Raw genomic sequence first — 21,243 nt, 5'->3', positions numbered from 1 at the left:
GGTCAGTACCTGATGCGCGGGTCGAATAGCGTGTAGGCGCAGTCGACCACCAGATTGATGAAGACGTAGACGAAGGCGAAGAACAGCGTCAGCCCCTGGATGACTGGATAGTCGCGCGCCAGCACGGCTTCGACCACCAGCCGTCCCAGCCCGGGAATGTTGAAGACCGATTCGGTGACCACCACGCCGCTAATGAGCAGGGCGATGCCCACCCCGACCACGGTGGCGATGGGCACGGCGGCGTTGCGCAGCGCATGCCCGAGCAGCACGCCGGTTTCGCCCAGGCCCTTGGCGCGCGCGGTGCGGATGAAGTCTTCGCCCATGACTTCGATGACGCTGGTGCGGGTGATGCGGGCAATAAGCGCCACGTAGATGGTGGACAGCGCCAGGGCCGGCAGGATCAGGCGGTGCAGGAACGGCCAGAAGCCGGCTGACAGGGGCGTGTAGCCCTGCACCTTGAACCAGTCGAGTTCGATGGCGAAGGCCCATATGAGCAGGTAGGCGGTGACGAACACCGGTACCGAGAAGCCCAGCACCGAAAAACCCATGACCATGCGGTCGAGCAGCCGCCCCTGGCGCCAGGCGGCCAGGATGCCCAGCGGGATGGCGACGGCCAGGGTGAACACCAAGGTCAGCAGCGCCAGGCTGAGCGAGGGTTCGAGCCGCTGGCCGATGAGCTGGCGCACCGGTACGCCCGACATCAGCGAGGTGCCGATGTCACCCTGCACCAGCCGCCCGGCCCACAGGAAAAACTGCTTGAACAGGGGCTGGTCGAGCCCCATGACCTGACGGATCTGCTCGATGCGCTCGGGCGTGGCGCCATCGCCCGCCATGATGACGGCGGGATCGCCAGGGCTGAGCCGGAGGATCGCGAAGACGACCACGGCCACCAGCACCAGCACGGGGATGGTGGCCAGCAGCCGCCGCAGGATGAATGCCAGCATCGGGACCTCTCGCCAGGATCAGGGCGCTTTCTTGACGTTCCAGAACGCCATGATGGGGGCGTGCACCAGGCCGCTGAGTTTGATCGAGTAGGCCGTCGGCACCGACATCTGGCCGAGCGGTACGTACAGGCCCTCGTCGATGCCGATGCGCTGCACTTCGTCGGCGATTTTCTTCTGCTCGGCCGGGTCGGAGGTCAGGGCCAGCTTGGTGCGCAGCGCTTCGATCTGCGGGAAGTCGGGCCAGCCGAACCAGGCCTTGTCGCCATTGGCCGAGGCGGGCGCGGAGCGGACCGGGTCCATGATGTCGGTGGCGTACCAGTTGGTGTTGTGGATGTTCCAGCCGCCAGCGTCGGGAGCGGCCTTGGAGGCGCGGCGCGCCACCACGCTCTGCCAGTCCATGGCGGCCAGGTTGACGTTGAAGCCGGCCTTGCGCAGGGCCTGCGCCATGACGACCGGCTGCGGGCTGAGCGTGCCGACATCGGTGGCGTGCATGACCAGGATAGGCGTGTTGTCGTAGCCGGCTTCCTTCAGCAGCTCGCGGGCCTTCTCGATGTTGGACGGCACCACGACATCCTTGCCGATGTCGCTCTCGAAGGGCGTGCCGCAGCCCCACAGCGAGGCGCAGGTCTGGTAGTACTTGGGATTGCCCACCAGCGCCTTCATGACGTCTTCCTGGCCGATGGCGTACATGGCGGCCTGGCGGATCTTTTTGTTGTTGAAGGGCGGATACTTGAAGTTGAAGCGGTACATCGTGAAGTAGCCGACCGGGCTGAGCGATTCGACCTTGAAGTCGGCGTTGCCGTCCAGCATGGGCAGCAGGTCGTACGGGAACTGCTCGACGTAGTCGATCTCGCCGCCCATCAGCGCGTTGGCGGTGGTGAGAGCGTCGGGCATGACGTTCCAGACGACCTTGTCGACGTTGACCACCTTGCCGCCGGCCAGGCCGCTGGCGGGCTCCTTGCGCGGCACGTAGTCGGTGTTCTTGACGTACACCGTGGTGACGCCCGGCTTGAATTCGGCCACCTTGAAGGGGCCCGAGCCAGTCATGTCGGTGATGGGCTTGCCGACCGGGATCTCGGCGATGCGCTTGGGCATCATGAAGGCCGCCGTGCCGGTGGGCTTGGACAGGGCGCGCAGGGCCAGGTCGGTGGGCTCGGTCATGACGATGCGGAAGGTGTTGTCGTCGACCACGTCGATGCTGGAGGTGAACTTCAGCAGCGTGCGGCCCATGCCGTCGCCGGCGGCCCAGCGCTTGATGGAGGCGACGCAGTCCTCGGCCTTGACCGGCTGGCCGTCATGCCACTTGAGGCCGGCGCGCAGGGTCATGGTGTAGGTCTTGCCGTCGGGCGAGACTTCCCATTTTTCGAGCATCTGCGGCTGCACCTTGTTGTCGGCGTCGGTGGCCAGCAGTGTGTCGTAGATCATGTAGCCATGCCACGTGGTGATGTACGCGGTGGTGGCATGGGGGTCAGTGAGGCGCAATGGCGAATGCATGACCGCCCGGATGACGGTTTCTGCGTGCGCGCCGCCTGCCGCCACGAGCGCTGCACCGGCCAACAGGGCCGCACGAACGAGCTTCAGCATGGATATTCCCCTTTCAGTCGTTAGGACGGCGGTGGTGCCGCCGTGGTAGCCGGCGCGCCGCCTGCCGCGGCGCGCCAGGGTCAGGCATTGGCCGGGCGGGCCGAAAAAGCCGGGCCGCAAGGCGCCATTCTGATGCCGTGGCGCAGCCGTGTCCATGGCTGTTGAGCCGCATCCATCAACATCGAGCCGGGCGCCGCGCAGACCAGGATGGCATGGGCGATGGAAGTGAAGTCGGCGCGGAAGTGCGCCGAGCTCTTGAGCACCAGTATGGCTTGCCGGGTGGGTTCGATGCCCGCGAAGCGGAACATTTCCTGGTCGGCCATCTGGACCTTGTTCGAGGCCACCACGATGCGCACGCCATCCAGGCGCAGGCAGGCGCTGGGGCCGAGGTCCATATGAAAGCCGCGGTAGAACGCGCCATGCGTGTCGAAGCGGCCATCGGAGATTTTTTCGACCAGGAAGTCGGCTTCGAGCGGCTCGTCATCGGGAATACCCGAGTGTCCACCCAGTGCGATGCGGACGGTATTGCCGGCGCCCGCCCGGCGGGCCGCCAGCGCGGCGGCCGGATCGACGATCAGGCCAAGGGCCGCGTCGGTGGCGCGGTGGCGCAGCAGCGCGCGCAGGATGCCGGTGGTGTCGGAGCTGCCGCCGGCGCCGGGGTTGTCTTGCACGTCGGCGATGATGACCGGCTTGGTGCTGTCGCGCGCCATCGCCATGGCGGTTTGCACGGCTTCGTCGGGCGTGTGGATTTTGCCGCCGAAATCGGCTTCGGCGTTGAGCACGGCGCGCGCCATGGCGTCGGCCGTGGCATCGGCGTCGGCCTGGGTGTCGCTGTAGGCCCAGACCGTGGGCGCGCATTCGGGGAAGTCGGCGGCCGGGAAGCCGGTGGCGAACGACAGGCTGATGACGGTTTCGCGCGTTTCGAGGTCTTCGAGCAGTTTATACAGGCTGCGCGCGGGCTCGATGTCGGTGGACTGCCAGCACAGCGAGATCAGGTAGGGGATGCTGCGCAGCGCTACATACGGGCGTGGCATGCCGTGCAGCCGGCGATCGAGCAACTGCGCCGCGCGCATGCCGGTGTCGGCCATGTCGATGTGCGGGTAGGTACGGTAGCAGACCAGGCTGTCGGCATGCGCCACCATGGTGCGCGTGACGTTGGCGTGCAGGTCGAGACTGGCGACGATGGGCAGCGACGGGCCCACCAGCGCGCGCACGCGGCGCAATAGTTCACCTTCGCCGTCGTCGAGGTGCTCGGCCACCATGGCGCCGTGCAGGTCGAGATAGACGGCGTCCAGCGGCAGGGCCTGGCGCAAGCCGTCGAGGATCATGCCGCTGATGCGCTCGTAGGCGTCGCGCGTGACGTGGCCAGAAGGACTGGCCGCCGCCCAGGTGGTGGGCACCAGGGTGTGTTCGCGCATGGCGTCGATGAAGCCGGCGATGGGGATGTTGGCGCCCGCCACGGCCTCGAACATGGCGGGCCCCGACACCAGCTTGGGCCATCCGCCGCCTTTGTCGGCGAATTCTTCCCAAGTGGCGCGCGATGGCGCGAAGGTGTTGGTTTCGTGCTGGAACCCGCCTATCCCGATGCGCATCGGAGTGATCCCCTTTAGGAGCTTGCGTTCGCGTGGAAGAATCCCGGATAGGAGAATTCTGCTGAAGAAATGCGCGTACGGCAATAAGGCGATGCCCGCAAGCGGCCCGCTACTTGGCCACCGGCATGGTGAACTCGGCTCCTTTGTCGATGCTGTCGGGCCAGCGCTGCATGACGCTCTTGTAGCGGGTATAGAACCGCACTCCTTCTTCGCCGTAGGCGTGGTGGTCGCCGAACAGCGAGCGCTTCCAGCCGCCGAACGAGTGCCACGCCATGGGCACCGGGATGGGCACGTTGATGCCCACCATGCCCACCTTGATCTGCCGCGCGAAGGCGCGGGCGATGCCGCCGTCGGAGGTGAAGCAGGCCACGCCGTTGGCGAATTCGTGCGCGTTGATGAGTTCCACGGCGGCCGCGAAATCGGGCACGCGCACCACGCACAGCACCGGGCCGAAAATTTCTTCGCGGTAGATGTTCATTTGCGGCGTGACCTGGTCGAACAGCGTGCCGCCCAGGAAGAAGCCCTTGCCGGCGAACGCCTGCTCGCGGCCGTCGACCACCAGCTTCGCGCCGGCGGCCACGCCGTCTTCAATGTAGCCGACCACCTTGGCGCGGTGCTGGGCCGTGACCAGCGGCCCCATCTCGGCATCGGCTTCCATGCCGTTCTTGATGACCAGCGCGCGCACCCGCGGCGTCAGCCGTTCGATGAGCGTGTCGGCCACTTCGCCCACCGCCACGGCGACCGAAATGGCCATGCAGCGTTCGCCGGCCGACCCGTAGGCCGCGCCGATGAGCGCGTCGGTGACCTGGTCGAGGTTGGCGTCGGGCATTACCACCATGTGGTTCTTGGCCCCGCCCAGCGCCTGCACGCGCTTGCCGCGGCGCGTGCCTTCGGCGTAGATGTATTCGGCGATGGGCGTCGAGCCGACGAACGACAGCGCTTCGACGTCGGGGTGCGCGATCAGCGCGTCGACGGCCTGCTTGTCGCCTTGCACCACGTTGAACACGCCGTCGGGCAGGCCCGCTTCGGTGAGCAGCTCGGCCAGGCGCAACGATACCGACGGGTCGCGCTCGGAGGGCTTCAGGATGAACGTGTTGCCGCAGGCCAGCGCCACCGGGAACATCCAGCAAGGCACCATCATGGGGAAATTGAACGGCGTGATGCCGGCCACCACCCCCAGCGGCTGGCGCATGCTCCAGTTGTCGATGCCGCCGCCGATCTGGTCGGTGTACTGGCCTTTGAGCAGTTGCGGCGCCGCGCAGGCGAATTCGACCACCTCGATGCCGCGCACCACTTCGCCCTTGGCGTCGGAAAACACCTTGCCGTGTTCGGCGGTGATCAGCGCGGCCAGTTCGTCCTGGTGCTTGTCGAGCAGTGTCTTGAAGTTGAACAGGATGCGGGCGCGCTTGAGCGCCGGCATTTCCGACCAGGCGGGGAACGCCGCGCGCGCCGCGGCCACAGCCGCGTCGACCTCGGCGGGCGAGGCCAGCGGGATGGAACTGCTGACCTCGCCGGTGGCGGGGTTGAAGCCTTCGGCGTAGCGGCCGCTGCGGCCCTCGCAGGCCTGGCCGGCGATGAAATGAGTGAGCTTCTTCATGGGATTCAGGCGATTTCCTTCAGTACCTTGCCGATCGACTGGAACATCTCGGCGATTTGTGATTCTTCAATAATGAGCGGCGGCGAGACCGCCAGCGTGTCGCCCGTGTAGCGCACCATCAGGCCGCTGTCGAAGCACTTCTGGAAGGCTTCGGCGGCGCGCGCGCCGGGCGCGCCGTCGCGCGGGGCCAGCTCGATGCCGGCCACCAGGCCGATGTTGCGCACGTCGATGACGTTGGGCGCGCCTTTCAGGGTGTGGGCGGCGGCCTCGAATGCCGGGGCCAGCGTGCGCGCGCGCGTGAAGAGCTGCTCGCGCCGGTAGAGGTCGAGCGTGGCCAGGATGGCGGCCGCTGCCAGCGGGTGCGCCGAGTACGTGTAGCCGTGGAAGAACTCGATGCCGCCTTGCGCGCCGTTGACGATGGCATCGTGCACTTCGCGCCTGACCGCCACCGCGCCCGCCGGCACCGCGGCGTTGCTGATGCCCTTGGCCATGGTGATCAGGTCGGGCGTGACGCCGAAGAATTCGCTGGCGGTGGCGGCGCCCAGCCGCCCGTAGCCGGTGATGACTTCGTCGAAGATCAGCAGGATGCCGTACTTGGCGGTGATTTCGCGCAGGCGCTCGAGATAGCCTTGGGGAGGCACCAGCACGCCGGTCGAGCCCGCCATGGGTTCGACGATGACGGCCGCGATGGTGGACGGGTCGTGCAGCGCCACGATGCGTTCGAGATCGTCAGCCAGGTGGGCGCCCCAGGCCGGCTGGCCCTTCGAGAACGCGTTGTGTTCCAGGCTGTGGGTGTGGGGCAGGTGGTCGACGGCCGGCAGCAGGGCGCCCGAGAATGTCTTGCGGTTGGGCGAGATGCCGCCCACGGAGATGCCGCCGAAACCCACGCCGTGATAGCCGCGTTCGCGGCCGATCAGGCGGGTGCGCTGGGCGTCGCCGCGGGCGCGGTGGTAGGCCAGGGCGATTTTCAGCGCCGTATCGACCGACTCCGACCCCGAGTTGGTGAAGAAGATGCGGTCCATGCCCTGCGGCATCAGGCCCGCTACCGCCGAGGCGGCTTCGAAGGCCAGGGGATGGCCCAGCTGGAAGCCCGGCGCGTAGTCGAGCGAGCCGGCCTGCCGCGCGATGGCCTGGACGATTTCTTCGCGGCAGTGGCCGGCGTTGACGCACCACAGGCCCGAGGTGCCGTCGAGGATCTGGCGGCCGTCGACCGACGTGTAGTACATGCCCTTGGCGCCAGCGAGCATGCGGGGTTGGGACTTGAATTGCCGGTTGGCGGTGAACGGCATCCAGAGGTGGGACAGGTCGGGCAGGCCGGTGGGGGCATTCATGGTGCGGGCTCCAGGGAGAACCTGCATGGCGGGCGCGGCCTGTACGGCACGGGCGCGGCACTGACGGCAGGATTACAGCCATTCTGACGGTGCGCGGCCCGCCTGGAAATATACAATCTACGTAAAACTCACTAACTGTACAGGTAACAGCCGTCATACTGTATTGATTGCTGACTGCCGTATCCGCCATGTTCGATTTCCAGCCCGTTCGCGCGCGCAACCATGCCCCCACGCTGGTCGACCAGATCGTCGATGCCTATGTGCGCGCGATTCAGGCCCAGGTGTTGCGGCCAGGCATGGCCGTGCCTTCGGTGCGCGAGTTTGCCCGCACTTACGAGGTCAGCACGTTTACCGTGGCCGGCGCCTATGGCCGGCTGGTGGCCCAAGGCTGGCTGGCGGCCCGGCCAGGGGCGGGCTACCGGGTGGCGGCACGGGCGCGCGCCGCCGAGCCGGCCCCGGCGGCCTGGCAGCCGCCTCGCTTGAACGCGGGCTGGCTGCTGTCGGATATCTACGCCGATCACTCCATTCCCATCAAGTCCGGCTGCGGATGGTTGCCCGGCGAATGGCTGAACGAAGAGGGCCTGCACCAGGCGCTGCGGCACCTGGGCCGGGTGCCGGCCCTGCGCATCGCCGGTTATGGGCATCCCCAGGGGTATGCGCCGCTGCGCGAAGCCGTGGCGGCCGGCCTGGCGGCCCACGGGCTGGACGTGGCCGCCGACCAGGTCGTGCTGACGCAGGGCGTCACGCATGGGCTGGACCTGGTGATTCGCACGCTGCTGCGGCCCGGCGATACCGTGGCCGTGGAGCAGCCGTGCTATGCCAACCTGCTGCAGTTATTGCGCCTGGCCGGCCTGCGCGTGGTCAGCGTGCCGCGCACGACCGACGGCCTGGATTGCGACGCGTTGCATCGCCTGGCGGCCGACCACCGGCCGCGCGCCTTGTTCGTCAATACCGTGCTGCAGAATCCGTCGGGCGCGGTCATGAGCATGGCCAACGCGTTCCGCGTGCTGCAAGCGGCGCAGCAACACGATTTCTGGATCGTCGAAGACGATATTTCGCGCGAACTGATGCCCGGCGTCGCGCCGCTGCTGGCCGCGCTGGATGGCGGACAGCGGGTGGTGTACCTGGGCGGCTATTCGAAGGTGATCAGCCCGTCGGTGCGGGTCGGCTACGTGGCGGCGCATCGCGACCTGATGCGCGACATCGCCCGCACCAAGATGGCCGTGGGGCTGACCTCGCCCGAAATCATGGAGCGGGTGGTGCACCAGGTGATCCGGGAGGGGCGCTACCGGGCCCACATCGTGCGCACGCGCGAGCGCCTGGCGCAGGCCCATGCCCACGTCGGGCAACGCATGGATGAACTGGGCATGCGGGTGTGGACGCGGCCGCAAGCCGGGTTGTTCGTGTGGGCCAGCCTGCCCCGGCACGCCGGCGGCGCCAACGCGCTGGCCGAGCTGGCGTTGCGCGACGGCATCTGGCTGGCGCCCGGTTCGTATTTCGACCCGGCCGAGCAGGACGTGCCCTGGATACGCTTTAACGTGGCGTATTCGCAGGCGCCGCAGCTGTGGAGCTTCTTGCGCGATGCCGGCCGCGCGGCTCAGGCCTGGCGTTCGTAGACGACGAAGTCGTAGTCGTAGCCGTTCTCGGCGGGTTGCGGCTGGCGCGAGGCCTCGCGCCATGCGAACGAGGGCAGGTAGGGAAAGAAGGCATCGCCCTCGACGTGCGCGTGCACTTCGGTGGCGATGACGCGGGCCGCCAGCGGCAGCGCCTGCGCGTAGATCTGGGCACCGCCAATGACATAGGCGTCGGGGGCGTCGCCACAGGCCTCGACGGCGGCCTGCAGTGTGGGCACCACTGTGGCGCCCGGCGCGGCGTAGCGCAGGTTGCGGCTGATGACCACGTTGGTGCGCCCGGGCAGCGGCCGCCCCAGCGATTCCCAGGTCTTGCGGCCCATGATAATGGGGCTGCCCAGCGTGGTGCGCTTGAAGTGCGCCAGGTCGCCGGGCAACTTCCAGGGCAGGGTGTTGTCGCGCCCGATGACGCGGTTATCGGAATAGGCAACGACCAGGGTCAGGCGGGGCGGGGCGGACATGAGCGGATTCTGGAGAGTTGCGATGCCGGACGCGGATGTCATACCGCCATCGGCGCGGTCAGGGCCGGATGGTGCTGATAACCTTCCAGCGCGAAGTCTGTGGGTTCAACCTGCTCCAGCCATTGTGGTTCGTAGCGCCCGGTGACCGCGTAGTCGGGAATGCGGTCGGACAGCACCAGGCGCGGCGCTTCGTAGGGCTCGCGCGTGAGTTGTTCGCGCAGCATCGGCAAGTGGTTTTCGTAGATGTGCGCATCGCCGATGAAGTACGAGAACCAGCGCGGGGTGTAGCCGGTCAGCCGGCCCACCAGGTGCAGCAGGGCCGCGCCTTCGGTCAGGTTGAACGGCGTGCCCAGCCCCACGTCGTTCGAGCGTATATACAGGCACAGCGAGATTTCGCGCGTGGTGGCGTTGGGCAGGAACTGATACAGCAGATGGCAGGGCGGCAGCGCCATTTCTTCGATCTGCGCCCAGTTCCAGCCATGGAACAGGATGCGGCGGTCTTGCGGGTTGCTGTGGATGGTGTCCAGGCACTGGCGCAGTTGGTCTACTGCCTTGTACAGCAGCACGTGCGGCGCGCCGTTCTCGTCGAGTTGCGCCACTTGCGCGTAGCCGCGGCCGAGAGCGTCGCGGATCTGCGCATCGTTGGCCAGCGGCAGCAGCTTGTAGGCTGGCCAGCGGCGCCATTGCACGCCATAAACGGGCCCCAGGTCGTCGGGCCCTTCGCGATACGGGTTGGCCAGCCAATTGGCGTTTTCGTTGGCGTTCTGGTCCCACACTTTGCAGCCCAGCGCACGGAAATCGGCGGCGCTGCGCGCGCCGCGCATGAACCCCACCAGTTCGCCCACCGCCGATTTGAAAGCCAGTTTTTTGGTTGTGACCGCGGGAAAGCCCTGCTGCAGGTCAAAGCGCAGCGCCGCGCCGGGCAGGGACAACGTGCGGATGCCAGTGCGGTTTTCCTGCCACGAGCCGTGGTCGAGAATCGATTGGATGAGCGAGAGGTATTGTTTCATGGTGACGCGCCCGCCGCGGCGGGCATGGCCGGGCCCGGATCAGGCGGCCTGGGTTTCCTGGGTATCGACGATGTCCACCGAGAACGTCAGTTCGGCGGTTTTTTCAAGCATGGCCGAAGCCGAGCAGTATTTTTCGTGCGACAACTGCACCGCGCGTTCGACGGCGGCGCGCGGCAGGTTCTTGCCGGTGACGGTGAAGGCGAAGTGGATGCGCGTGAACACCTTGGGGTCGGTGTCGGCGCGGTCGGCCGACAGCTTGACGCTGCAGCCCGCGACCGCATGGCGGCCGCGCTTGAGGATCAGCACCACGTCATAGGCGGTGCAGCCGCCGGTGCCGGCCAGCAGCAGTTCCATGGGGCGGGGCGCCAGGTTGTGGCCGCCGCCGTCGACGGCGCCATCCATGGTGGCGACGTGGCCGCTGCCGGTGGTGGCCACGAAGAGCATGCCATCGGGGCCGCCCCAGTTGATCGTGCAGTCCATGAGGGTTCCTTGAGCGTTGAGCGCAGACAAGTTCCGATGATACCTGTTGCGTACAATTCCCGATGGAGAACCCCGCCGTCCAGCAGGGTGGGGACCCCACCCAGGAGCCCTCCATGTCCGTTGCCTCTACGTCTTCCGGTTTCACGCCTTTCTCGCGCCGGCGCGGCCCGCTCGATCCGCTGTTTGCTGAAGTCGACCGCGCGCTGCGCGTGCTGTCGGGCGCGGCCTCATCCGCACGGCCATACCCTGCCAGCGCGGCCGAGCCCGTGCCGCCGCTGTCCGACCAGCAAAAGCGCCATGCCGCCGGGCTGATGCGCGTGAACCACGTGGGTGAAGTCTGCGCCCAGGCGCTTTACCGCGGGCAGGCCGCGGCATGCCGCGAGGCTCCCGTGCGCGAGCTGCTGCTGCATGCCGCCGCCGAAGAAGTCGACCACCTGGCCTGGTGCGGCCGGCGGCTCGAAGAACTGGGCAGCCGGCCCAGCCTGCTCAACCCCCTGTGGTATGCGGGTTCGTTCACGCTGGGGGTGCTGGCCAGCTGCGCCGGCACCGCGCGCAATCTGGGCTTCATGGCCGAAACCGAACGCCAGGTCGAGGCCCACCTCGATGGCCACCTGCGCAGCCTGCCCGAGGCCGATCAGCGCTCGCGCCAAATCGTCAGCCAGATGAAAGACGACGAAGCCCAGCACCGCGCCAGCGCCGAGCGCGCGGGCGGCGTGCCGTTGCCCGCCCCGGTGCGTGGCGCCATGCGCGCCATGTCGCGCCTCATGACTTCCACGGCGTACTGGATCTGACCTTGCCTCTGGCTGGGGCAAAACTTGGTGCATTGCACCATTTTGATCCGCCCCAAAGCCGGAATACCTCAGAGCGACCGAGCTAAGTTATTGAAAAATATAGGGGTAAGCCCGCAAGGGTTTACCCTTTTGGCAAAAACCCTCTGCAACGTGAAGCCAATGCTGGCGCTGCTTTTGAGCCGGTATTGCGGCAAAGCCACAACCCGCGCGTATTTGACTCACTGGCCCAAAAAAATTTCTTGCATCGCACAAAACAATGCGCTACGATTCAGTCATGGATGTTGAAAACGCAGTCGGTGCGGTGCAAACCCCGAAGCGTAGCGGTAGAACCTGAAGCAGTGTTCACCCCAACATGCCCCGGTTGTCTCCTCCACCCTCCTCCTTTGGTGGATTTAGCCCGAGATCGCAAGATCTCGGGCTTTTTTTTGGCATGAACGCCATGCGTCCCTGATATTTAAGGCGCAGGCCGGTCGGCTCGATTCCAAGGGGCAGGTTGTCCTAGTGTTTACCCTTAAAAATGCCCCTTGCGACGGCGCGGAAAGAATTACAATGATTTTCTGCGCACGCCAGTGCGGGCGGGTGGCCAGGCCTCTGGTTACGTTCTGTGGGGCAGGCTTGCACTTGTACAGGTCTCGCATATAAGGCCGTTACACGCGCTCTCGATAATGATGTGCTTCATGAAAAATCACCCAACTAAGGTGCTTCCGTGACCTGGCTGTACATCTGCGTGGTGGCGTTCATGGTGGGGGGACTCATCGTGGCGTCCGAACGTTGGCATGGCGCCTTCACCGGCGACAGCGACCTCAGCAAGCCCCAAGCCTCGCATACGCGCGCCACGCCTCGTGTGGGCGGGCTGGCCGTGCTGGCCGGCTCGCTGGCGGGCCTGCTGGTGCTGGGCCCCAGCAACATGACCCTTACCTGGCTGTGGCCGGCGTTGTTCGTGGCCGTGCTGCCGGTGTTCGTGGCCGGCCTGCTCGAAGACATTACCAAAGACATCGGCGCCAGCAAGCGCCTGCTCGCCGCCTTTCTGTCGGCCGCCATTGCGTGGTGGCTGCTGGGCGGCGTCAGCCGCGTGGGCATCGGCCCGGTCGACTGGGTGCTGGCGTTCTGGCCCATTTCGCTGCTGTTCACCATGTTCGCGGTGGGCGGCTGTACGCACGCCCTGAACATCGTCGATGGCATGAACGGCCTGGCGGGTATGGTGGCCACGCTGATGGCCGTGTCTATCGCGCTGGTGGCGCTGCAGGTGGGCGACATGCCTATTTCCATGATCGCTGCCGCGCTGGCGTCGGCCACCCTGGGCTTCCTGGTCTGGAATTTCCCGTTCGGCCGCGTGTTCCTGGGCGACGGCGGCGCGTATTTCCTGGGCTTCATGCTGGCCGAACTGGCGGTGCTGCTGGTGGTGCGCAATCCGTCGGTGTCGCCGTTCTACGCGCTCGCGGTGCTGTTCTACCCCGTTTTCGAAACCGGATTTTCCATCTGGCGGCGCCGCTTCAAGCGCGGCGTGCCGGTCGACCAGCCCGATGCCCTGCACTTGCACCAACTGGTGTTCCGGCGGCTGGTGCGCGTCACCTTCAGCCGCGGCCGCCGCCATGCGGTGCCGGCGCTGTGCAATGCGCTGGCCTCGCCCTATATGTGGGTGCTGGCGCTGATCGGCCTGGTGCCGGCCACGATCTGGTGGGACAACCCCTGGATCCTCACCCTGAGCCTGCTGGTGTTCGCCGCGGCGTACATCTGGCTGTATGTGCGGCTGGTGTCATGGCGCCGGCCGGGTTGGTTGCTGTTGCCGCGCACCCACTGACAATCCTGTTCGGAAGGCCCCGCGACGGGTCGAGGGGCCGTCGTTACAATTCCCCTGTTCCTTATTTCAAGTGCCGTGAGTTCAACGCGGCAAAGGGAGAGCTATCTTGCGTATCGATGAGGTAAAACTTGCCGTGGTCGGACTCGGTTATGTCGGGCTGCCACTGGCCGTGGAGTTCGGCAAGAAGCGTCCGGTGATCGGTTTCGACATCAACGTCAAGCGCATCGACGCCCTGAAGGCGGGGCATGACCACACGCTGGAGGTCGACGACGCGGAGCTGGCCGAAGCCAAGCACCTGACCTACACCGCCGACCGCGCCGAATTGGCCAAGGCCAACGTGTACATCGTTACCGTGCCCACGCCCATCGACGACTACAAGCAACCCGACCTGACGCCGCTGGTCAAGGCCAGCGAGACCATCGGCGCGGTGCTCAAGCGCGGCGACATCGTCATCTACGAGTCCACCGTGTATCCGGGCGCCACTGAAGAAGACTGCGTGCCGGTGCTCGAGCGCGTTTCGGGCCTGAAGTTCAACGAAGATTTCTACGCCGGCTACAGCCCCGAGCGCATCAATCCGGGCGACAAGGCGCACCGCGTCAATACCATCAAGAAGGTCACCTCGGGCTCGACGCCCGAAGTCGCCGACCTGGTCGATACGCTGTACAACGAAATCATCACGGCCGGCACCCACAAGGCGTCGAGCATCCGCGTGGCCGAGGCCGCCAAGGTCATCGAGAACACGCAGCGCGACGTGAACATCGCGCTCATCAACGAGCTGGCCCTGATCTTCAACAAGATGGGTATCGATACCGAAGCCGTGCTGCAGGCGGCCGGAACCAAGTGGAACTTCCTGCCGTTCCGCCCCGGCCTGGTGGGCGGGCACTGCATTGGCGTCGATCCCTACTACCTGACCCACAAGGCGCAGGCCATCGGCTATCACCCCGAAATCATCCTGGCGGGCCGCCGCCTGAACGACTCCATGGGCAGCTATGTGGTGTCGCAGCTGGTGAAGTGCATGACCAAGCAGCGCATCCACGTGCAGGGCGCGCGCGTGCTGGTCATGGGCCTGACCTTCAAGGAAAACTGCCCCGACCTGCGCAATACGCGGGTGGTGGACATCGTGAACGAGCTGGGCGAATACAACGTCGACGTGGATGTCTACGACCCCTGGGTCGACCCTGAAGAGGCCCGCCACGAATACGACATTACGCCGGTGGCCCAGCCCGAGGCCGGCAAGTACGACGCCATCATCCTGGCGGTTTCGCATCACCAGTTCGTAGAAATGGGCGCGGCCGCGATCCGCAAGCTGGGCAAGGCCCAACACGTGCTGTACGACCTGAAGTACGTGCTGTCGTCCGACGAATCCGACCTGCGCCTGTAAGGAGTTTGCATGACCGATCGCTACCAACGCATCCAGCAGGAACTGCGCCAGGCGCCCCGCAAGTGGCTGGTGACCGGCTGCGCCGGATTCATCGGGTCGAACCTGCTTGAAACCCTGCTCAAGCTCGACCAGACCGTGGTGGGCCTGGACAACTTCGCCACCGGGCACCGGCACAACCTGGATGAAGTCCGCAATTCGGTCGAGCCTGCCCAGTGGGCGCGCTTTACCTTCGTGGAAGGCGATATCCGCGACCTGGCTGCGTGCCAGCGGGCCGCCGAAGGCGTCGACCACGTGCTGCACCAGGCCGCGCTGGGCTCGGTGCCGCGCTCGCTGAACGACCCGATCACCACCAACGATGTCAATATCGGCGGCTTCCTGAACATGTTGGTGGCCGCGCGCGACGCCAAGGTCAAGACCTTCGTCTATGCCGCGTCCAGCTCCACCTACGGCGACCATCCCGGGCTGCCCAAGGTCGAAGACACCATCGGCAAGCCGCTGTCGCCGTACGCCGTGACCAAGTACGTCAACGAGCTCTACGCCGACGTGTTCGCGCGTTCGTACGGCCTGGCCAGCGTGGGGTTGCGCTACTTCAACGTGTTCGGCAAGCGCCAGGACCCGGAAGGCGCCTACGCGGCGGTGATCCCCAAATGGACGGCCGCCATGATCCGCGGCGACGACGTGGTCATCAATGGCGACGGCGAAACCAGCCGCGATTTCTGCTTTGTTGAAAACGCGGTACAGGCGAACCTGCTGGGCGCGCTGGCCCCCGAAGAGGGCGTGAACCAGGTCTACAACGTGGCGTACGGCGGCCGCACCACGCTCAACCAGCTGTACAAGTTCCTGGCCCAGACGCTGGGCGGCGAGGGCGTGCGCTACGACAAACCGCCGGTATATGCCGATTTCCGCGCGGGCGACGTGCGCCATTCGCAGGCCGACATAGCCAAGGGGGGTAAGCTGCTGGGCTACCAGCCGGCCTACGACATCCTGCGCGGGCTGCAAACCGCCATGCCCTGGTATATCCGGTTCCTGCGTTGAATCGTCTCTGCCCAAGGCAACATTGAAAGCGCTCATCCGCAGGCTCAACGCGATCCACCCCGACCACCAGCGCATTTTCAGGGGGGCATTCCGGGTCGCGGTCTTCCTGGTGCTGGGCAAGGCCGCCGGCGCCATAAAAGAAATGGCCGTGGCGTACCGGTACGGCATCAGCGACGCCGTCGATGCCTACCAGTTCACCATGACCATGGCCAACTGGCTGCCGGTCACCATTGTCGGCGTGCTGGGGGTGGTGCTGATCCCGGTGCTGGTGCGCCTGCGGCGCACGGGCGGACACGAGCGCGACCTGTTCGTGCGCGAGCTGCAGGGGGCGGTGCTGGCGGGCGGCCTGGTGCTTGCCGCGCTGACGGCGCTGGCGTGGCCCTGGGTGCTGCAGTGGCTGGGCAGCGGCTTGTCGGGCCCGGTGGCGGCCATGAGCACGCAACTGCTCTATGCCTTCGTGCCCGTCACTGTGCTGCTGTTGATCGCGGGCATCAGCGGCGCGCGGCTGCGCGCGCACGAGCGCCATGTCAATACACTGCTCGACAGTATGCCGGCCGTCACCACCCTGGCGTGGGTGATGCTGGCGGCAGTGTCGGCCGACGACGTCGGCCCGCTGCTGTGGGGCACCCTGGTGGGCTACGCCATCCAGGCCGCGTGGCTGGCCTGGCTGGCCGCCCGCGCCGATGGCGGCTTCTGGGGGGCGCCGCGCTTGTCGCTGACCTCGCCGCACTGGCCTGAGCTTATGAGCGCGGCCGGCATCATGCTGGTGGGCCAGGTGGCCATGAGCTTTGTCGGGCCGCTCGACCAATACACCGCCGCCAACCTGGGCGACAACGCCAACGCCACACTGGGCTATGCCAGCCGCCTGCTGTCGCTGCTGCTGGGCATTGGCGCGGTATCGGTGGGGCGCGCCGCGCTGCCCGTGCTGGCCGACGTGCAAAGCCGCGGCGACGCGGCGCGCGCTCGCTCCATGGCGTTGAAGTGGTCGGTGCTGATGATGGGCGCCGGCGCCGCCGCCGTGGCCGTGGCCTGGGTACTGGCGCCGTGGGGCGTGGGAGTGCTGTTCGAGCGCGGCGCGTTCACCGCCGAGAACACGCAGGCCGTGGCGCAGGTGTTGCGCTGGGGCCTGTTGCAGTTGCCGTTCTATTTTGGCGTGCTGATTCTGGTGCAGCTGCTGGCCAGCCAGAACCGCTATCGCGTCATGGCCCTGATCGCCGTGGCCAACTTCCTGTTGAAGGTTGTGCTGAACGCCATGCTGGCGCCGCGCATGGGCACCGCCGGCATCATGCTGGCCACCAGCCTGATGTACGCGCTGTCGTTCGCCTGCTATGTCATGGTGGCCTGGCGGCCCCACGAACCGGCCCCGCCCCGGGAGACCCCCTGATGGACACGCGCCATGACCCGCCGCGCGTTCTGGTCTTCATTCATTCGCTGCATGGCGGCGGCGCCGAGCGCGTGGCCGCCGACCTGACCGCGCATTGGGCCGCGGCGGGGTGGCAGGTCATGCTGGTGACGCAGGCCGATGCGTCGGGCGACGCTTACGCGCTGCATCCGGCCGTGCGGCGCGAGATTCTGCACACGGAAGGCGCGGGCGGCGGGCTGCGCGGCATATTGGCCAACGTGCGGCGTGTGCGCGCCCTGCGCCGCGTGCTGCGCAGCTTCCGGCCCGACATCGTGCTGGGCATGATGACCACCGCTTCGGTGCTGGCGGTGCTGGCCGCGCGCGGGCTGCCGTGCCGGGTCATCGCCACCGAGCACACTCATCCGCCGTCGCAGGCGCTGTCGGGCCTGTGGCAGCGCCTGCGGCGCCTGACTTATCCGCGCGCCGCGCGGGTTGTGGCGCTGACGCGCGGCACGGCCGACTGGCTGGCGCGCCACGTGCCCGGTTCGCGGCTGGCCGTTATTCCCAACCCCGTGCATTGGCCGCTGGCAAGCGGCGAACCGATGTTGCCGCCGCCGCCCGCCGGCGAGCGGCGGCGCCTGCTGGCGGTGGGCCGCCTGCACCCCGACAAGGGCTTCGACCTGCTGATCCAGGCCTATGCCCGGATTGCCGGCCAGCATCCCGACTGGGACCTGGTCATCCTGGGCGAAGGCGATGAGCGGCGGCGCCTGCAGGCGCAGATCGATGCCGCCGGCCTGCAGGAGCGGGTGACGATGCCCGGGCGGGTCGGCAACGTGGGCGACTGGTACCGCGAGTCCGACCTGTACGTGCTGAGCTCGCGTTTCGAAGGCTTGTCCAATACATTGCTGGAATCGCTGGCCAGCGGCCTGCCCGCGGTATGTTTCGATTGCGATACGGGGCCGCGCGAAGTGGTGCGCGACGGCATCGACGGCGTGCTGGTGCGGCCCAATGGCGATGTGCCGGCCCTGGCCGCGGCGCTGTCGGCGCTGATGGACGACGCCGCCGCCCGCCAGGCCCTGTCGGCGCGCGCCATCGACGCGCGCGAGCGGTTTTCGGCCCAGCGCGTGTTGGGCCTGTGGCAGGAAATTTTTGACGACGTGCGCAAGCCGGGGCCTGGCAAGCCTGGCCCGGCATAACTCACACAAGCGCGGAAGACACGATCATGTGCGGAATAGTCGGAATCTGGGGGCCTTTGCAAGACAAGGCGCAAGTGTTGGCCGATAGCTGCCGGCGCATACGCCATCGCGGCCCCGACAGCCAGGGGCTATGGGAAGACTCCGGCGCCGACCTGGCGCTGGCCCATGTGCGCCTGGCCATCCTGGACCTTACCGAGGCCGGACACCAGCCCATGGTGTCGGCCTGCGGGCGCTACGTGCTGGTGCTCAACGGCGAAATCTACAACCACATGGCGCTGCGCGAGCGTCTGGAGCAGGCCGGGCAGGCGCCGGACTGGCGCGGGCATTCCGATACCGAGACCGTGCTGGCGGGCTTTGCGGCGCTGGGCGTCGAGGCCACGCTGCAGGCGGCCGTGGGCATGTATGCCATCGCGCTATGGGACCGTCAGCGCCGCACGCTGACGCTGGCGCGCGACCGCATGGGCGAGAAGCCGCTGTATTACGGCTACAGCGGCGCCAATTTCGTGTTTGCCTCGGAACTGAAAGGTCTGATGCCTATTCCGGGCTTCGGGCGCGAGCTCAGCCGGGCCGCACTGGCCTCGCTGATGCGCCACAACTACATTCCCGCGCCGCAGTCCATTTATGAAGGCATCGCCAAGCTGCCGCCTGGCACCTGGCTGGAGATCTCCGAGGCCGACATGCGCGGCCGCCGCCTGGCGCAGCCGCGCGTGTACTGGTCGGCCCTGCAGGCCGCCGACCAGGGTCTGCAGGCGCCGCGCAGCTTCGGCTCGGACGCGCAGGCCGCCGACGCGCTGGAGGCGCTGTTGTCGCAGGCGGTGGGCGGCCAGATGCTGTCGGACGTCAGCCTGGGCGCGTTCCTGTCGGGCGGCATCGATTCTTCGACCATCGTGGCGCTGATGCAGGCGCAAAGCCGGCAACCGGTGCGCACCTTCGCCATCGGCTTTCACGAAAAAGGCTACAACGAGGCCGAGCATGCCAAAGCGGTGGCGCGGCACCTGGGCACCGAGCACACCGAACTCTACGTCACGGCCGATGACGCGCTGGCCGTAGTGCCCACGCTGGCCGATATGTACGACGAGCCGTTTGCCGACTCGTCGCAGATTCCCACCTCGCTGGTCACGCGTATGGCGCGCCAGCACGTTACCGTGGCGCTGTCGGGCGATGGCGGCGATGAATTGTTCGGCGGTTATTCGCGTTATTTCCGCGTGCGCGACTGGTGGCGCCAGTGCGAGCGCATGCCGGGCCCGGCGCGCCATGCGCTGGGCGCGCTGCTGGGCGCATCGGGCGCGCTGCCGGGCCGCGGCGCATGGCGCGGCAAGGTGGCCAAGTTTGGCGAGATGTTGCGCGCCGACACGCGCGGCGACTTCTACCGCCTGTTCGTGTCGTACTGGGGCGACCCGGGCCGCGTGGTCAAGGGCGGCGTCGAGCCGCCGTCGCTGTTCGAGCAGCCGATGGACGGCACGGCCTTCGATGTGATGATGAAGCTCGACGCGGTCACCTACCTGCCCGACGACATCCTGGTGAAGGTCGATCGCGCCGCCATGGCGGTCAGCCTGGAGACGCGGGTGCCTCTGCTGGACCACCGCGTGTACGAGTTCGCCTGGCAATTGCCTTTCGAATACAAGGTGCGTGGCGATACCGGCAAATGGCTGTTGCGCCAGGTGCTGTACCGCCATGTGCCCCAGGCGCTGGTCGACCGCCCCAAGCGCGGCTTCGCCGTGCCGCTGGCTGGCTGGCTGCGCGGGCCGCTGCGCGACTGGGCCGAAGCCTTGCTCGACCCGGCCCGCCTGCGGCAGGAAGGCTGGTTCGAACCCGAACCCATTGTGCGCAAATGGCGCGAACATGTGTCTGGCCACCGCAACTGGGACAGCCGCCTGTGGGGCGTGCTGATGATGCAGGCCTGGCTGGACCGCTATCACGCCGGCATGGCCGGCGAACAGGATACTGGTACATGAAGATACTGCTGCTGGTCAGTTCCATGCACGCGGGCGGCGCCGAACGGGTCGCCGCCACGCTGGTCAATGCCTGGACCGATCGCGGCGACACCGTGACCCTGGTGCCGACGTATTCTTCCAAGGGAACGTGTTTTTATCCGCTGTCCGACGCCGTGGACCTGGTCTGGCTGGCCGACCGGGCCGGCACGCGGGCCTCGGGGCCGCTGGCTGCCTGGCAGCGCCTGCGCGCCCTGCGAGCGCTGATCCGCGAAAAGAATCCCGACGTGGTGGTGTCGTTCCTGACCAACGTCAACGTGGCCGCCATCCTGGCCACGCGCGGCCTTGGCGTGCCGTTGATCGTGTGCGAGCGCACCAACCCGGTGGCCGAGCGCAGCACCGGCAAAGTGTGGCGCGCGCTGCGCCGGCTGTTTTATCCACGTGCCGACATGGTGACGGTGCAGGCCGAAGATACCGTCGAGCCCTTTGCCTGCCAGGTGCCGGGCATCAAGCAGTTGAAGGTCATTCCCAATCCGCTGCCGCCCGAGTTGCTGGAAGCGCCGCTGGTCGACGCCCAGTCGCCCGCGCCGCGCAGGCGCCTGCTGGCTATGGGCCGCCTGGCGCCCGCCAAGCAGTTCGATTTGCTGGTGGACGCGTACGCCGGGCTGGCGGCCGATTTTTCCGACTGGGATCTGTGGATATGGGGCGAAGGTCCCTTGCGCGAAGACCTGCAGGCGCGCATCGATGCCGCAGGCCTGCAGGCGCGGGTGCAGTTGCCGGGGCGCACCGGCGAGCCCTGGGACGAACTCGCCAGGGGCCATGCCTTCGTGCTCAGCTCGGCGGTCGAGGGGTTTCCCAATGTGCTGCTGGAAGCCATGGCGTTGGGGCTGCCCTGCGTGGCGTTCGACTGCCCCAGCGGCCCCCGTGAAATGACCCGCGACGGCCAGGACGCCGTGCTGGTGCCGGCGGGCGACCAGGCACAACTGCGCGAGGCCCTGCGGCGCGTATTGGCCGATCCCGATCTGCGGCGCGACCTCGGCGCGCGCGCGGCCGCGTCGGTGCGGCGCCGCTATGCCTTGCCGGCGGTGCTGGCCGAATGGGACACGCTGTTCGACGCGGTGCGGGGCAAGGCATGA

General features: G+C 67.2%; 17 protein-coding genes. 9 read left to right on the top strand and 8 right to left on the bottom strand.

The window, feature by feature from the left end:
- Window positions 1-2: 2 nt before the first annotated feature.
- The 5 genes from BPET_RS20515 to BPET_RS20495 form a co-directional block, all read right to left on the bottom strand.
- Complete coding sequence (locus tag BPET_RS20515) at window positions 3-944, bottom strand: ABC transporter permease (RefSeq protein ID WP_012250930.1); 942 nt, start codon at window positions 942-944, stop codon at window positions 3-5.
- Window positions 945-962: 18 nt separating this feature from the next.
- A complete protein-coding gene (locus BPET_RS20510) occupies window positions 963-2,528 on the bottom strand; it encodes an ABC transporter substrate-binding protein (RefSeq protein WP_012250929.1) in 1,566 nt (521 codons plus the stop codon).
- An 80-nt stretch (window positions 2,529-2,608) separates the two neighbouring features.
- Complete coding sequence (locus tag BPET_RS20505; RefSeq protein ID WP_012250928.1) at window positions 2,609-4,120, bottom strand: M81 family metallopeptidase; 1,512 nt, start codon at window positions 4,118-4,120, stop codon at window positions 2,609-2,611.
- A 109-nt stretch (window positions 4,121-4,229) separates the two neighbouring features.
- Window positions 4,230-5,717, bottom strand: coding sequence for a CoA-acylating methylmalonate-semialdehyde dehydrogenase (locus BPET_RS20500; RefSeq protein ID WP_012250927.1), 1,488 nt, complete (start codon window positions 5,715-5,717; stop codon window positions 4,230-4,232).
- Between the two features lie 5 nt (window positions 5,718-5,722).
- Window positions 5,723-7,048 carry an aspartate aminotransferase family protein gene (locus BPET_RS20495; protein ID WP_012250926.1) on the bottom strand — a complete coding sequence of 442 codons (1,326 nt, stop codon included), beginning with the start codon at window positions 7,046-7,048 and terminating at the stop codon, window positions 5,723-5,725.
- Between the two features lie 188 nt (window positions 7,049-7,236).
- Between BPET_RS20495 and BPET_RS20490 the strand changes: the two genes are divergently transcribed.
- Window positions 7,237-8,664: an aminotransferase-like domain-containing protein gene (locus tag BPET_RS20490; RefSeq protein ID WP_012250925.1), complete on the top strand. Its 1,428-nt coding sequence runs from the start codon at window positions 7,237-7,239 to the stop codon at window positions 8,662-8,664.
- Here the strand turns inward: BPET_RS20490 and BPET_RS20485 are convergent.
- The 3 genes from BPET_RS20485 to BPET_RS20475 are packed head-to-tail and all read right to left on the bottom strand — an operon-like array spanning window position 8,646 to window position 10,630.
- Complete coding sequence (locus BPET_RS20485) at window positions 8,646-9,140, bottom strand: dihydrofolate reductase (protein ID WP_041863109.1); 495 nt, start codon at window positions 9,138-9,140, stop codon at window positions 8,646-8,648. The genes BPET_RS20490 and BPET_RS20485 overlap by 19 nt on opposite strands.
- A 38-nt stretch (window positions 9,141-9,178) precedes the next feature.
- Window positions 9,179-10,150 carry a thymidylate synthase gene (locus BPET_RS20480; protein ID WP_012250923.1) on the bottom strand — a complete coding sequence of 324 codons (972 nt, stop codon included), beginning with the start codon at window positions 10,148-10,150 and terminating at the stop codon, window positions 9,179-9,181.
- A 39-nt stretch (window positions 10,151-10,189) separates the two neighbouring features.
- On the bottom strand, window positions 10,190-10,630 hold the full coding sequence (locus tag BPET_RS20475; protein ID WP_012250922.1) for an OsmC family protein: 441 nt from the start codon (window positions 10,628-10,630) through the stop codon (window positions 10,190-10,192).
- A 113-nt stretch (window positions 10,631-10,743) separates the two neighbouring features.
- Between BPET_RS20475 and coq7 the strand changes: the two genes are divergently transcribed.
- The 8 genes from coq7 (at window position 10,744) to BPET_RS20435 (ending at window position 21,243) form a co-directional block, all read left to right on the top strand.
- Window positions 10,744-11,421, top strand: a complete 678-nt coding sequence (coq7, locus tag BPET_RS20470) for a 2-polyprenyl-3-methyl-6-methoxy-1,4-benzoquinone monooxygenase (protein WP_012250921.1) — start codon at window positions 10,744-10,746, stop codon at window positions 11,419-11,421.
- Between the two features lie 706 nt (window positions 11,422-12,127).
- Window positions 12,128-13,222 carry an MraY family glycosyltransferase gene (locus BPET_RS20465; RefSeq protein ID WP_041863107.1) on the top strand — a complete coding sequence of 365 codons (1,095 nt, stop codon included), beginning with the start codon at window positions 12,128-12,130 and terminating at the stop codon, window positions 13,220-13,222.
- Between the two features lie 106 nt (window positions 13,223-13,328).
- Window positions 13,329-14,603, top strand: coding sequence for a Vi polysaccharide biosynthesis UDP-N-acetylglucosamine C-6 dehydrogenase TviB (gene tviB / locus BPET_RS20460; RefSeq protein ID WP_012250919.1), 1,275 nt, complete (start codon window positions 13,329-13,331; stop codon window positions 14,601-14,603).
- A gap of 9 nt (window positions 14,604-14,612) precedes the next feature.
- Window positions 14,613-15,638: an SDR family oxidoreductase gene (locus tag BPET_RS20455; protein WP_012250918.1), complete on the top strand. Its 1,026-nt coding sequence runs from the start codon at window positions 14,613-14,615 to the stop codon at window positions 15,636-15,638.
- A gap of 22 nt (window positions 15,639-15,660) precedes the next feature.
- On the top strand, window positions 15,661-17,022 hold the full coding sequence (gene murJ, locus BPET_RS20450; protein ID WP_012250917.1) for a murein biosynthesis integral membrane protein MurJ: 1,362 nt from the start codon (window positions 15,661-15,663) through the stop codon (window positions 17,020-17,022).
- Window positions 17,022-18,176, top strand: coding sequence for a glycosyltransferase family 4 protein (locus tag BPET_RS20445; RefSeq protein ID WP_012250916.1), 1,155 nt, complete (start codon window positions 17,022-17,024; stop codon window positions 18,174-18,176). Before murJ ends, BPET_RS20445 begins: the two co-directional genes overlap by 1 nt.
- A gap of 26 nt (window positions 18,177-18,202) precedes the next feature.
- Complete coding sequence (asnB, locus tag BPET_RS20440) at window positions 18,203-20,131, top strand: asparagine synthase (glutamine-hydrolyzing) (RefSeq protein ID WP_012250915.1); 1,929 nt, start codon at window positions 18,203-18,205, stop codon at window positions 20,129-20,131.
- On the top strand, window positions 20,128-21,243 hold the full coding sequence (locus BPET_RS20435; RefSeq protein WP_012250914.1) for a glycosyltransferase family 4 protein: 1,116 nt from the start codon (window positions 20,128-20,130) through the stop codon (window positions 21,241-21,243). The genes asnB and BPET_RS20435 overlap by 4 nt, the downstream gene beginning before the upstream one ends.

The organism is Bordetella petrii, assembly GCF_000067205.1.
In the GTDB taxonomy this organism is placed as follows: Bacteria; Pseudomonadota; Gammaproteobacteria; order Burkholderiales; family Burkholderiaceae_B; genus Bordetella_A; species Bordetella_A petrii.
The sequence above is the reverse complement of the archived record's forward strand: the minus strand, read 5'-3'. Positions and strand labels throughout refer to the sequence as shown.

Coding starts and splice junctions, on each gene's coding strand:
- BPET_RS20515 (WP_012250930.1), bottom strand. CDS start 944: ATGCTGGCATTCATCCTGCGGCGGCTGCTGGCCACCATCCCCGTGCTG.
- BPET_RS20510 (WP_012250929.1), bottom strand. CDS start 2,528: ATGCTGAAGCTCGTTCGTGCGGCCCTGTTGGCCGGTGCAGCGCTCGTG.
- BPET_RS20505 (WP_012250928.1), bottom strand. CDS start 4,120: ATGCGCATCGGGATAGGCGGGTTCCAGCACGAAACCAACACCTTCGCG.
- BPET_RS20500 (WP_012250927.1), bottom strand. CDS start 5,717: ATGAAGAAGCTCACTCATTTCATCGCCGGCCAGGCCTGCGAGGGCCGC.
- BPET_RS20495 (WP_012250926.1), bottom strand. CDS start 7,048: ATGAATGCCCCCACCGGCCTGCCCGACCTGTCCCACCTCTGGATGCCG.
- BPET_RS20490 (WP_012250925.1), top strand. CDS start 7,237: ATGTTCGATTTCCAGCCCGTTCGCGCGCGCAACCATGCCCCCACGCTG.
- BPET_RS20485 (WP_041863109.1), bottom strand. CDS start 9,140: ATGTCCGCCCCGCCCCGCCTGACCCTGGTCGTTGCCTATTCCGATAAC.
- BPET_RS20480 (WP_012250923.1), bottom strand. CDS start 10,150: ATGAAACAATACCTCTCGCTCATCCAATCGATTCTCGACCACGGCTCG.
- BPET_RS20475 (WP_012250922.1), bottom strand. CDS start 10,630: ATGGACTGCACGATCAACTGGGGCGGCCCCGATGGCATGCTCTTCGTG.
- coq7 (WP_012250921.1), top strand. CDS start 10,744: ATGTCCGTTGCCTCTACGTCTTCCGGTTTCACGCCTTTCTCGCGCCGG.
- BPET_RS20455 (WP_012250918.1), top strand. CDS start 14,613: ATGACCGATCGCTACCAACGCATCCAGCAGGAACTGCGCCAGGCGCCC.
- BPET_RS20445 (WP_012250916.1), top strand. CDS start 17,022: ATGGACACGCGCCATGACCCGCCGCGCGTTCTGGTCTTCATTCATTCG.
- asnB (WP_012250915.1), top strand. CDS start 18,203: ATGTGCGGAATAGTCGGAATCTGGGGGCCTTTGCAAGACAAGGCGCAA.
- BPET_RS20435 (WP_012250914.1), top strand. CDS start 20,128: ATGAAGATACTGCTGCTGGTCAGTTCCATGCACGCGGGCGGCGCCGAA.